This is a genomic window from Scytonema sp. NUACC21, from assembly GCF_054684315.1.
This window is the reverse complement of sequence record NZ_BAAFZH010000097.1, coordinates 22893-35375: the sequence shown is the minus strand read 5'-3', so window position 1 is coordinate 35375 and position 12483 is coordinate 22893. Positions and strand designations below refer to the sequence as shown.

Here is a 12483-nt window from a genome sequence, read left to right as displayed (position 1 = left end):
TAGTCATCTTCAAGCCATTGATGGTCATCTTGTGGGACGGGCAGGGATGCCCGTCCAAATTTACCATCTGCTGTAAATAGAACCCCATCAACTTATTTTTGCACTTAAAGGTGCGCTATGTTTCTCAATAGGTGCATCAGCAAATAGGCTCCATTCATTCCATGAGCCATAGTAGTTTCTTACACGGGGATATCCCAGTAAGTACTTTAAGACGAAACAAGTATGTCCTGCTCGCGCTCCTACAGCACAGTATACGATCGTCTCTTTGTCTGGAGTGATACCTTGACTCTCATAAACTGCCCGCAATTTTTCAAGCGGTTTGAAGGTTCCATCTTCAGCCAACACGAGTTCATATGGTATGTGTATCGCACCAGGAATGTGTCCCGTGCGTTCGTTTCCCTCAGGAGGTTTGAAATTGAACCATTCGCCACTGTACTCTTGAGGCGATCGGACATCAAACCTGAAGTGCTGCGATGGCATTGGGAAAAAGTGTTTGGTACTGCTTGATGAGGCGTCAAAAAGACTACTTGTAGGACTTGAGGAATAAAATGACGCAGGACGAACCGCGATCGCTCTTCTTTAGGTGGGAAGAGGTGTTGTTACAAATATTTATAAAACAAGGAGAGCTTTACATTTATCTACACGTCTCCAGAGCTGGACACAAATTGTTGTAAACAATTATTTAACAAGATTTTATCAAGGCATTTTACGCTATTCTTTTTTTAGTAGAAAAATACAAAAGCTACGGATGCATATATTGAAAACTTTATCAAGAGGTGTGATATCATGTTCATCTATTAAAAGAAAACTCTTAACAGTGAATGTTTCAATTGGCGATTTAGACCCCAATTTAAAACTCTGAAATATTGAATGTTAAGAAATATTCAAAGAAAAAGTGCCCAAATCATGGTGGATTTTGGGCGTCAAACTAAAAATAATTGTTGGTTATGATTTTACATTCGTTCCCTAAAATTGTCAAAGAGATTCTTGAGTGTCTGCCCAAAAACGATTATCCGGTTCTTAACACCAGATTATTTGTATCGTGTTGGTTAAGCTTTGCGATGGATAAAAGTTTAACGAGTATGTCTTATTTATTTAAACGTTTGAATAACACTGGTTACAAAGTGGACATTTCAACGTTCTCGAAAGCCAACTTACACGGCAGACAAGACCCTTTCATTGAGATTTACCAAAAGCTTAACAAAAAAGTTAATCCCCAGAGATTGAGAAATAAAAATCGAGAGTACGTGATTTGTCCGATAGATTCAAAAATCATCACGTTGACAAGCAAGTTACTATGGCTTTTAGGTTACCATCAAGTAAAATTGTTCAGTTCTCTAAATTTAGAGACAGGAACTTAAAATCCAGAATTCATATTGGTTAATAAATAATCCAATCACAAGAGTGTGCATGACAACAGATTTGGAAGAACAAATTGTTTTTCGATCTAGCCGTTTAATCTGGGTTTGTAGATTCAAGTGTTTGTTCTCTATTTTCTGCGTATTCTTATTCCCGATTGAGTGAGTGTTATTCTCGGTTTAAATAGCGTTCCTATGCTCCCCCAGCCATCTGTGCAAAATCGCGTAATTCCAAATGGTAATAGTAAAGCTTTGGTTTGAACAAACACTTCATATTTATGAGTTCCTAATACATAAGCTAAAACTTTTCCACTTTTATGATCGATTACATATTTAATTCCCAAAGTATTATCAGCATTAACAAGAGAGGCAGAGGGTATCCGTGCTTAAGGTAGAAGGGATTTTCCCTTATCATGAATGCCCGAACTCTCGCTTGCGACCAACAGGAAGTCAAGCAGAGTAATACCGTTTCACGAAAAGGATGATACAAAGCGATAGTATCCAGACGCCCTGTTTGAAGCGTCAGGAAAGAATTTATATGTATCACGATTAAAGTGAAATGGTATAAGCCCTCTACCACGCATCTTCTCTTCGAGATGCTACACGAACGACTTAGTGGCTTGCAATTGGTAGTGGGTTGAAGCCCCTACCATATTGCATTCTTTCTGCCCTCTGCCTTCAGCGCCCGCCGCCTTCTTCACAAAATGGCAAAATGGAGTGAATACCACATGAATCATAGTGATTTATTACCTGAACAGTTAGACGATCGGCCAACTCAGCAAACTATAAATTTTGAATATGGTATTTTAGAAACAGAAACGCAAGTAGTTGTTCAACAGTGCACTAACGAAATTAAGACGTTAATGCGCCGTAATTCTCAAGATATTATCGCTATTGGACAGAAGCTAATTGAGGTGAAACAGCATCTGGGACATGGAAACTTTAGAAATTGGCTTAAGTTTGAGTTTAGTTGGAGTGTATCAGCCGCTACCAAATTTATGCAGGTTGCAGAGCAGTTCAAATGCGTAAATTTTACATATTTGAAAATCGCTGCTTCAACTCTTTATCTGATCGCTGCCCCCTCTACACCTAAAGAGGCAAGAGCTGAAGTCTTAAAACGTGCTTCTGATGGCGAAAACATCAGCTATGCTAAGGCCAAGGCAATTCTCTCTCAATATAAAAAAACTAAAAAGGGAGCGGTAGAACTGAAAACCACCTTGCTTAAGCCGGACAAACCAGTCTACGTTATAAAACCTACACGTTATGAAACTTCGGCTGTCTCTACACAAGAAGATTTGACTGAAAAAGAGGCTCAGACAGAAGAAACGCAGTTGCTATCTTTGCACAAATCACTGTCTTCTTTTGCGTTTGAAGACAGGTTAATTGCAACTACTATACAAGATATACCTGAAAACACCACACAGCTACCAACCAGTATAAAAAATCAAGTTACTATTTCCCTCGCAACATCAGATGCAGAGATCGTTGAAATGGCAATTAGCATCAAAAACTTCACGCCAGAGCAACTAGCTTTAGTCATTATAAAGGCTGCCAACGACGGATTGAGTGAGTATCAGCTATCAGCCATAATTACAGCATCTCAACAGGCACTCAACACTCGAAGATAGTTTGAGGATAGGTATGGAGAGGTGTTGCAATTGCCTTGACTCTCAAGAAACACGAGCCGAAAAGCTTATGAAATAAGGGTTAGCTAAAAATTGCTCGTTTTTCTTTCATTCAGAACGGGTTGCGATCGCGAACCGTATCATCATTTTGACCCCTAAATTTTCTTACACCTATACTGACTGGCTTTCATGTAGCTAAATTTAGTGTGAGAATAAAAAATCACCAAAAAATGTAACGAAACTAATAAATTACAACTGCTCTTACTAACATTTTTCAATCAGGATTATTTGCAACTAAGACTGCTGTAAAATCAGGATTAACTAATTAACAGTGAATGTTTCAATTGGGGATTTAGACTCCGATTGAAACGAACTGCTTATGAAAGTAAAATTCCTTTCTTAGATGAGTCCACACAACATTGTGTCATTCATCTATTTTTCAAGATGATAATTTGACTGACTTTACTCTTATCTGTTATGCTTCATTTTATGGAGTGATTAGAAGCCTTTTTAAAATTTCATGAAATGTGGTAAACTATGTTTACTGACACGCTCAGAAAGTATCTGTTGAACTTATAGAGCTATATATTTATAGAAAGTGAGCGGGAAAGCAAATGCAAGAATTTAGTCATACTGTATGTTTTTTAACTTCGAGTGATGAAATTCCGTTAGCGCTGCACTGTTGGAATGCAGAAAAGCCTATTGCGTCAATCTTCTATATTCATGGAATTCAGAGCCATGCCGGTTGGCTTACTGAAATTGCTGCGTACTTGAACTCCTTTTCTATTAATTTGTTTGCACTCGATCGTAGAGGTTCAGGGTTAAGCAAAGGATTGAGAGGCGACATCTCATCTACGAAACAATTACTTGACGACTATGGCACTGCTTTTGAATACGTTCGGGTGAAATTAAATGGCTGTCCAATTATCGGTTTGGGACAAAGTTTTGGGGGAAGTATTCTAGCCGGATTACTGCTAAAGTACAGGCTTCCCTTCAAAGCATCAATTTTTTGTGCGCCAGCACTTGGTCAACAGAGAGCAAGAGGTGAAAAATTTTACAAAAATCGCACACTAAGTGGTCTTGATAGATCGCCATTGGCACTTAGCGATTTGGATTACACGAATATTGAACGATACCTTCAGTTCATGGCAAATGACTTCTTAATGCTAAGGTTTGTCACCGATAGGGCAAGATCCGTTATGATCGAGCTTGAAGACACATATTGCGAGCAAAGTTCTCGCTATACTATAGATCATCCAGTATACTTAGCTACTCCAAGAGTTGATTCAATCATTAACTTGTCAGCTTCAAAAGAGGTATTGAAGAGAATTGCGCCGAATTATCACCATACAATTTTTGAAACCATGTTCCACTACATAGAATTTTCAGAAGTGCAACAAAGTTATTTGGGATGGTTAGTTAGCACGATCAACTCAACGTTGCTTTCTTAGTATTGATGAAGATGACAAAGATATAAAGACATTGAAATGTGAATTAGTACTGAATTGAGTTGGATTATCTGAATGATTGAATCTGTAACAATTTTTTCGGCATCCATTCCAATGCAAAAAGCCTTTAACCATGCTGCTAAAGAGCGAAAGTTAACGGAGAGCATACTTATAGAGCTAAATAGCAATCAAGGGAAAAAGGGGTGGGGTGAAGGAGCGCCACGCTACTATGTTTCAGGAGAGACTCTAAAGACAGTTATTGAGACATTAAAGGGGTTCAACTTCAAACTTCTCAATTCAATAATAAAATGGAAGAACTTTGATGAAGGGGGAACAGATATTTTTGAACAGAATTGGACTTATCTAGTGAATCCTGAAGTTTTTTCGCCTGCGGCGGCGGCGGCGGTTGAAACTGCATGTATCGATCTCTTGTGCAAAATACACTCACGCCACCTTGCCGATTTTTTGAATCTATGTCTATCTCAAAGCAATCATTCTGCACAACGGACAATCCCTGTTTCTCTCGTCATAGATCTTTCAGTAAGTCCTAGAGACAGGCTCCACTCTTTGAAACCTGAGGCGTTAAAACAGCTACACTGTGTGAAAATCAAAGCTCACAAGAGTGTTCAGGCTAGCATTTCAGTACTGAGAGAGGCAAAGGCACTTCTCGATCCGCAGACATACATCAGCATTGATGCTAATGGAGCCTGGAATGATTGGGAAATATCAACTTTTGCTGAAGAGCTTAGGTCAATTTCATGGATTGAAGAACCATTCAAACCAAGGCAGTGGAAGCATTTTGCAGACATAAGAGAAAACTATGGAGTAAAGATTATGCTTGATGAATCTTTCGCTCATGAGCGAGATATTCTGCAAGCTATTGAACATCAAGCATGTGACTCTGTCAATGTTCGTGTTTCCAAGTGTGGGGGAATTACTACCTCCCTCCGACTCATTAGAAAAATTCAACAAGCTGGACTGAAGTATCAAATTGGAGTTCAGGTTGGAGAAATAGGTCCTCTATGGGCAGCTAGTCGCGCAATTGCATTTGCACTAGATGATTATCTGACTGTCGAAGCTGGGAGACAAGATGAATGGTTTCCGACTGCATTGACTGAGCCACCGTTCCAAATTAATAGGGAAAAATCGGCAATTAACTGTTTACAGAGTGTTGGTTTTGGTCTAAGTCCTTCATCTTATCTTCTATCTCAGCTAAAAAAAATAGGAAACTTCTCAATTTGACCCCATTAACAAAATAAACATATGCAGGATTATTCAAACGCTTCTCATATAGCACTTATTTCAGGTGCTGGTAGCGGTATCTGCGCCGAAGTAGGCCAGCAGCTTGCAAATAAGGGAATCAAGTTGCTTCTGATTGATAAAGATGCTGAAGTACTCGCGAAAATGTCTAAGTTAGTACATAAGCATCTTGCTGCTCCTCCAATGTGTATTGATGTAACGCAGCTTGAACAGCTGGAGAATGTCATCTCGAAACTACCTAAAGAGGCGCTTCCAGATATATTGATCAATGGTGTTGGTGGTGATACAAGATATATCTCAATAGAAAAGCTCCAAACAAAAGATTACTCTGAATCCTTTGTTACTAACTTCTTACACATTCCAACATTGGTTCAATTAACGGTAGGATACATGAAGTCGAGAGGTTGGGGGCGCATCATAAATTTTGCATCCATTGCTGGTCGAACATATACACATTTTAGTAATGCCGCATATGTTAGCTCAAAGGCTGCTATAATAGGTTATACAAAGCAATCTGCGTATGAGCTTGCTCCCTCCGGAATAACAGTTAACTGTGTTGCTCACGGTCCTATTATGACTGAACGTATTTCAAGAGCTTGGAATAACTATGATGAGCAAAGACAAAAGAAGATTCTTGAGAAAATACCAATGGGGCGTCTTGGTTCAATTAAGGAAGCAGCTAGCATAATAGTCCATTTGACTAGCGAAGAAAGTGGGTATACAACTGGAGCTATTTTTGATGTAAACGGTGGACTTTTGATATGAAGGTATTGTGAGAAATGCTAAAGTGATTGGTAATGCTAGACAACAGCTTTTTTATTTCAAATTGAATATTTTTCTCTAGTAAGTTTTAATTAAGCATTTTGTTTATCCGGAACTTTACTATTAATTATCCATAGAAGCCCTTGAAGAAATATAATAGTGAGAAATAAGAATTATGCACAATGAAAATGAAGTAGAATATGTAAGTAAAGCTTCAATCAATAATGGTATTTGTGGAAAAGTATTTATGGTATCTGGTGCGGGAAGTGGGATAGGTGCAGCAACGAGTCGATTACTTTTGAGTACAGGTGCATTTGTCGCACTTATTGGAAGAACAGAAAGTACCCTTAAAGAAACATGCAAAAATTTTTCCGAACAGCAATTTTTAATTATTAAAGCAGATATTTCAAAGGAAGAAGATATCAAACGAGCAGTTAATTTAACCATTGAAAGGTTTGGAAGGTTAGATGGTTCATTCAATAATGCTGGAATTTTTGGTGAATTTAAACCGCTTCATCAAGAATCTAAAAAAAATATTGATGAGGTATTAGCAATTAATGTATGTGGTACTTTATTATGTATGAAGTATCAAATTGAGGCTCTATTAACGAGTGATGGAGGAGTAATAGTTAACTGTGCTTCTGTAGCTGCTCATTTAGGACATTCCGGTAGTGCAGCATATTCAGCTAGCAAACATGCAATCATCGGTATGTCAAAATCAGCGGCATTACAATACGCTCGGCAAGGAATTCGAGTGAACGTAGTAAGCCCAGGATCAACAGAAACACCAATGTTAAGATCTATATATGCAGATGTGAATGAACTGAAATTGAGGGCCAATCGTGCACCATTAGGAAGACTAGGTAAGCCAGAAGAAATAGCAAATGCTGCTGTCTGGTTATTAAGCTCGAATAGTAGCTATGTAACAGGTCAAGTAATAGTAGTAGATGGAGGAGTCCTTGCAGGACAGTCAGCTAAAGTAAAAAACTAGAGTTTATAGAAGTTTGGCTTTAACTCATATCGACATTTTTCTCCCTAAAGAAGAAGAGCTATTTTTATTCTTCGTTCAGCCCAAACTGACTGTTGATTATATTGTTTTCATCAACTTTATCTAATGTCAAAAATTTCTGTTTTTAGTTGTGAACATGAACTTATAACGCAAAAATTTACTGAGTTGACTGCCCCCTACTCAGGTTATTGTATATATGCAGATCCACCAAGAGATACTGAAGAAAAGCGATTCCGTCTTGCTGGTAAAGACACAGTATTACAATTCTTTGATGCAACCCCGATTTGTGCCTCATCTTTACAGAATATAGATCTTCCTAAGCGTGTAGTGGTTGCTGGGCCAGTCGGGAGAAGCGTAGATATATGTGCTGCAAAAGATTTGGGAATATCAGTTTTCGATACGCCTGGTTTAGCTGTAGATTCAGTTGCAGAGTTTACTTTATTTCAAATACTATCACTTTGTCACCAATATGATGAGAATGTTTTATCATTAAGAGATGGTTCTTGGCCTTATATTTTTCGTCGAGATTTTGCGGAACGGACACTCGGAATTATAGGTTTTGGTCGTGTCGGACGAAAGGTTGCATTTTTGGCAGAAGCTTTTGGAGTAAAAATTCTCGTTTGGTCACCTTCTCTTTCAAAATTCTCAAAGTTACCTGGAAATGTGTCATTTGCTGAACTTGATTCACTATTAAGTGAAAGTGACATAGTTTCCTTGCATTTACGTCTAAGTGAAAAGACTCATGAGATCTTAAACTCATCCCGTCTAAGCCTTCTTAAAAAAGATGCCTTTCTAATCAATACTGCTCGTGCAGAACTTTTAGATATGCATTATCTAAGAAAGATGATTTCAAAGAATCAAATTTCAAAGATTGCCTTAGATGTTTTTGATTTGGAGCCATTAGATAAAGAGGATATTTTACGGAGAAATGAGTGCGTAGTCCCCACAGCTCATACAGCTTGGAAAAGTGAGAAATCTGTCTCAAAATTTATTCAAGCTGCTGTTGATTTTGTGTTTAATAATTCATCAGAAGCAATAAGGCAAGTGGTCTAAAAAATGCCAAAAATCTTTATTAGTTATGACAATGTTTTAGATGACGTTCTAGGAAGTGTTGCAGATCTGCTAGTCGATAGGGGTTATGAAGTTATCCGTGGTGCTGTGCAGCCATTACCTACGCAAATAATTTCAAAACAAGAACGATGGAAGGATTTTTTTCATAACACTGATATCCTTCTCATCAGTTCTAGGGTTACTCTCGATCGCGAGTTATTGTTATCATTCAAACAGCTACAAGGTGTAGTATTCCCCACAATAGGCATAAATTCCTGTGATATTGAAGCAGCAACAGAACTTGGAATCATTGTTGCAAATGGAGCTACTCCTGAAAATGCTGAAAGTCTAGCTGAAGCTACAGTAATGTTAATGTCTTCTCTGTTTCTTGAATTACCTTGGAAGTTGAACCTACTCCAAAAGAATACACCTCGCCCATCTAGCAATCAATTCTCAAGCCGTATGCTTGCTGGTAAGAAGGTAGGCTTCTTTGGATTTGGTCGCATAGCTCAAGAGACAGTAAAACGCCTTTCTGGTTGGAATGTCGAAATTCTCTCCTTCACTCGTACCCCCAAGCCAAAAGAATGGCCAAATGTCAAATTTGTACCTCTCAAAAAACTTTTTTGTGAGAGTGATATAATTAGTATTAATGTTCCTCTAACTCCAAACACAAAAAATTCAGTTGATTGGAACCTTTTATCAAGTATGAAACCGGGCTCGTTTCTAGTTAATACTGCTCGTGGTGGAATCGTCAACGAGGATGCGCTTTATCGAGCTTTGCAAAGTAATATTTTAGCAGGGGCAGCAATTGATGTTTTTGAAGAAGAGCCTCTTCGACTTAATCATCCACTGCGTCGGCTAGATAATGTAATACTCACTCAACATATGATTGGGCACACACGGGAATTATTTGATTCGCTTATTCCTACGGCTGTTGAAAATGTAGTTTCAATTTTAGAAAGGAAGTTTCCTAAGTATATTTGTAATCCAAATGTTATACCAAAATGGGCTGCTACCTATTCATCGAATATTTCTAAATAAGTAATTAAACAGAGTTCAAATTAAATTGAACTGTTTTGTTGTCAAGTTTTCTCCTATTTTTTTAACTTTCAATGGATTAGGGAATAGTTAAAATTTCATCTCGATCGGCTTATTGACGTGAAAATCTTGTTGCCTAATAGTTAAAAGCAGCATCAACAAATTTGAGGTTTAGAGCTATATGTCAGAAGTAGAAAAGATTAGTCTGTTAGGGCTAGCTTATGAGTTAGGTAAGCTTTGTGATATTCAAGATTTGAGTGAATTGAGAAGTGATGACAAAGTATTAGAGACACTACTCAAACTTGGTTTAGAAAAATATAGTAAGAGCAACCTTTCAGGAGTAGAAATGGCATATAATAGTGCTCAACGCACTATAAAAGAATCCTCTGTAGAAAAAAGCGAAATAGATGTTCTATTATATGCTACGGATAGGGATTCAGGGTTGAATAACCGGGAAGATGCTAGCCATATTATCAGCAAGTTAGAATTAAAATGTGCTTATCCGATAGGTATTTCTTTCTCCGGTTCTGGTAACCTTCACACTGCTCTTCGTATAGCTACCAGTTTTGTGAAGGCAGGCGAATGTAAAAATGTTTTAATTATTACTACTAGTAAATTTGAAGAGGGCAGTTCCAGACTTATTCCTCCAAATATATCAATTCAAAGCGATGCAGCTGCAAGCTGTATTGTTAGTTCTACTGTCAAAGGAGAATTTGAGATTGTTAAAACTATACAGCATTCAGACGCCAGGATGATTGACATTGATCCAGTCAATCAATTAACGAAGTACTTTGAGTATGTTGCTAAAGGCATTGAGAAGACGATAAGTGAATTGATGAGTAGTCTTAAAAAGGTTCCCGAAGATTTTTGTAAGCTGATCACTAATAATTACAACTTATCGGTAAATGGAACCATTCGCACTCTATCTGGTTTTTCGGAAGAACAATCCTTTACTGAAAACATTTCTAGGTTTGCTCACGCGGTTGCAGCAGACAACTTAATTAATTTGTCCGACCTCTCGAACAATAACCTTATTCAGAAAGATGGTTTGGCTTTATTATTAGGCACAGGACCCAACACATGGGGAGCAACAGCATTACTTAAAACATAAAGAGATTGTAACGACGACGCTGATTTTTAATTACATAGTTTAGTAAACAGGCACTTTAGTATTAATTTTCCATAAAATTGGCTCAAGAACCGTTAGTTGAAATACTTTGAATTTAGGTTTTGGCATATGTATGATATGAAACAACATCGAAACTCTCAATACATCTCAGATTTTTTATCTAAAACTAAAAATCATCTTGACATCCAACGAAAGACTTGTATAAATCCTGATAAGGAGTTGTTCAATGTATTCTTTGATATACTAGATCGATCGCAATTAACAGTATTTGCTAACGATCATGAACTGTCTAACAGTATGAATTTGAAAGATTTTCAAAAAGCAGTTCCAATTAGACAATATGTAAATTTTGAGCCTTATATTAATCAGATAATTGAAGGCTGTAGTAAAATATTAACCAAGGATAATCCACTGGCTTTTTATGAAACTTCTGGTACTTCTGGGAGGGCTAAATATGTTCCCATGACTCGACATTGGCGTGAGAAATATAGGGGACCAGCTTTATATGCCCAATGGGGACTATATTTTGAAGTATTAGGAAATGTTCCGATTTCTAGCAGTTCTGTTCTAGATTTGTCGTGGCGACGATGTCAAGTTAAATCATATGTTGAGAACATACCGAAATATAGTATTACTCAACGACCAGCAGCTCTTGGTGATGGCGATTGGATGCCCCCCTGGTATGATGAGCAGTGGTTCATCGGTGTTAATGGCGAGAAATTTAAGGATGCTACACGAAGGTATTTACTTAACCTATCAAACTCTGATGTTAGAATAATAGTTGCGGTTAATCCAAGCCGTTTGACTGCTTTGGCAAGGAGTCTTGCAGATGATACTGAATGGATTATTTGCGAGTTATACAAACGGGTTATAACTAAGGACAAAGCAAAACTTCTGGACAATATTGTGCAAACTTGTCAGCGTCCTTTAGTGCCAAAGGATCTCTGGCCGAATCTCTCACTTATCTCATGTTGGAATTCTGCCTCAGCAAAGTTTTATCAACCATGGTTACAAGAACTCTATCCTGAAGTTAGCTTAATCCCTTTTTCCACGACTTCCACAGAAGGTATCGTGACTATGCCGGTCGATTCTCATCCAAGTGCAGGTCCTCTGGCCGTTAATCAGGGTATTCATGAGTTTGTTGAGGTGAAGGATTTGACTGATTCCTCAGCTATTCATCCTTTCTCAGAAACACTGCTTTATAAAGATCTTGAGGTAGGAAAGACATATCGATTAGTCATGACTCAAGCTAATGGGCTTTACCGATTGGATATAGGTGATGCTTACAAGGTAGTTGGATGGGTGGGTAAATCTCCGCGTTTAGAATTCGTTGGTAGAGTTGGTTTCCATAGTTCATTTACAGGTGAGAAATTATCAGAAGATGATGTTTACTCAGCAGTAGCCAAGGCATTTCACCAACTTTCAGGCTTTGGTACTAGTACATTGCCTCTCTTTACCTGTATTCCTGTCTGGGATAAGCCACCTGGCTATACTCTTGCAGTTGAGTGGAATGATTGCCTTAAAAATGTATCAGTAGAGAAGTTTGAGTTTTTTGCAGAGGAAGCTATGCAAAAAATAAACTGTGAGTATGCATATAAAAGGCAAACTGAACGTTTGAGACAAGTAAAGATGCTTCCTCTTAAAGAGAGAGCATTTAATCAAATTGTCGATGAACTGAGTAAACGTGGAGCTTCGCTATCTCAAATCAAGCACCATTGGCTGCAAAAGGATGATAACATCCTTCATCTATTTCACAAGCTCAATCTCAACTTGAATCAATGAGTATACTTCGGTTGTCTCGTCA

Annotated in this window: 12 protein-coding genes and 2 pseudogenes; 11 read left to right on the top strand and 3 right to left on the bottom strand. The window is 37.9% G+C overall.

The window, feature by feature from the left end:
* Positions 1 to 87: 87 nt before the first annotated feature.
* The gene (locus ACYRY3_RS29115) at positions 88 to 480 is read right to left on the bottom strand and encodes a sulfurtransferase (RefSeq protein ID WP_460205160.1); all 393 of its coding nucleotides are present in this window, start codon (positions 478 to 480) and stop codon (positions 88 to 90) included.
* A 68-nt stretch (positions 481 to 548) separates the two neighbouring features.
* Between ACYRY3_RS29115 and ACYRY3_RS29110 the strand changes: the two genes are divergently transcribed.
* Both ACYRY3_RS29110 and ACYRY3_RS29105 read left to right on the top strand, forming a co-directional pair.
* The gene (locus ACYRY3_RS29110) at positions 549 to 674 is read left to right on the top strand and encodes a hypothetical protein (RefSeq protein WP_460205159.1); all 126 of its coding nucleotides are present in this window, start codon (positions 549 to 551) and stop codon (positions 672 to 674) included.
* A gap of 273 nt (positions 675 to 947) precedes the next feature.
* Positions 948 to 1358 (top strand): annotated as a pseudogene (locus ACYRY3_RS29105) (IS4 family transposase); the annotation flags it as partial.
* Here ACYRY3_RS29105 and ACYRY3_RS29100 read toward each other — a convergent pair.
* Positions 1344 to 1520 (bottom strand): annotated as a pseudogene (locus tag ACYRY3_RS29100) (IS1 family transposase); the annotation flags it as partial. The pseudogenes ACYRY3_RS29105 and ACYRY3_RS29100 overlap by 15 nt on opposite strands.
* Complete coding sequence (locus ACYRY3_RS29095) at positions 1490 to 1702, bottom strand: IS1 family transposase (RefSeq protein ID WP_460205158.1); 213 nt, start codon at positions 1700 to 1702, stop codon at positions 1490 to 1492. The pseudogene ACYRY3_RS29100 and the gene ACYRY3_RS29095, both read right to left, overlap by 31 nt.
* 384 nt (positions 1703 to 2086) lie before the next feature.
* Here ACYRY3_RS29095 and ACYRY3_RS29090 point away from each other — a divergent pair, with 384 nt between their 5' ends.
* From ACYRY3_RS29090 to ACYRY3_RS29050, 9 genes are all read left to right on the top strand, one after another.
* A complete protein-coding gene (locus tag ACYRY3_RS29090) occupies positions 2087 to 2986 on the top strand; it encodes a DUF3102 domain-containing protein (protein ID WP_460205157.1) in 900 nt (299 codons plus the stop codon).
* Between the two features lie 611 nt (positions 2987 to 3597).
* Entirely contained in the window at positions 3598 to 4434 is an 837-nt protein-coding gene (locus ACYRY3_RS29085; protein ID WP_460205156.1) for an alpha/beta hydrolase, read from the top strand.
* 72 nt (positions 4435 to 4506) lie between these two features.
* On the top strand, positions 4507 to 5673 hold the full coding sequence (locus ACYRY3_RS29080; RefSeq protein ID WP_460205155.1) for an enolase C-terminal domain-like protein: 1167 nt from the start codon (positions 4507 to 4509) through the stop codon (positions 5671 to 5673).
* A gap of 21 nt (positions 5674 to 5694) precedes the next feature.
* Positions 5695 to 6456 (top strand): SDR family NAD(P)-dependent oxidoreductase, encoded by a 762-nt coding sequence (locus ACYRY3_RS29075; RefSeq protein WP_460205154.1) that lies wholly within the window; start codon positions 5695 to 5697, stop codon positions 6454 to 6456.
* 172 nt (positions 6457 to 6628) lie between these two features.
* Entirely contained in the window at positions 6629 to 7444 is an 816-nt protein-coding gene (locus ACYRY3_RS29070; RefSeq protein ID WP_460205153.1) for an SDR family NAD(P)-dependent oxidoreductase, read from the top strand.
* A 123-nt stretch (positions 7445 to 7567) separates the two neighbouring features.
* Positions 7568 to 8515 carry an NAD(P)-dependent oxidoreductase gene (locus ACYRY3_RS29065; RefSeq protein ID WP_460205152.1) on the top strand — a complete coding sequence of 316 codons (948 nt, stop codon included), beginning with the start codon at positions 7568 to 7570 and terminating at the stop codon, positions 8513 to 8515.
* Positions 8516 to 8518: 3 nt separating this feature from the next.
* Entirely contained in the window at positions 8519 to 9553 is a 1035-nt protein-coding gene (locus tag ACYRY3_RS29060) for a 2-hydroxyacid dehydrogenase (RefSeq protein ID WP_460205151.1), read from the top strand.
* 178 nt (positions 9554 to 9731) lie between these two features.
* Positions 9732 to 10661 (top strand): hypothetical protein, encoded by a 930-nt coding sequence (locus ACYRY3_RS29055; protein ID WP_460205150.1) that lies wholly within the window; start codon positions 9732 to 9734, stop codon positions 10659 to 10661.
* A 135-nt stretch (positions 10662 to 10796) separates the two neighbouring features.
* Entirely contained in the window at positions 10797 to 12461 is a 1665-nt protein-coding gene (locus ACYRY3_RS29050; protein WP_460205149.1) for a GH3 auxin-responsive promoter family protein, read from the top strand.
* Positions 12462 to 12483 lie beyond the last annotated feature (22 nt).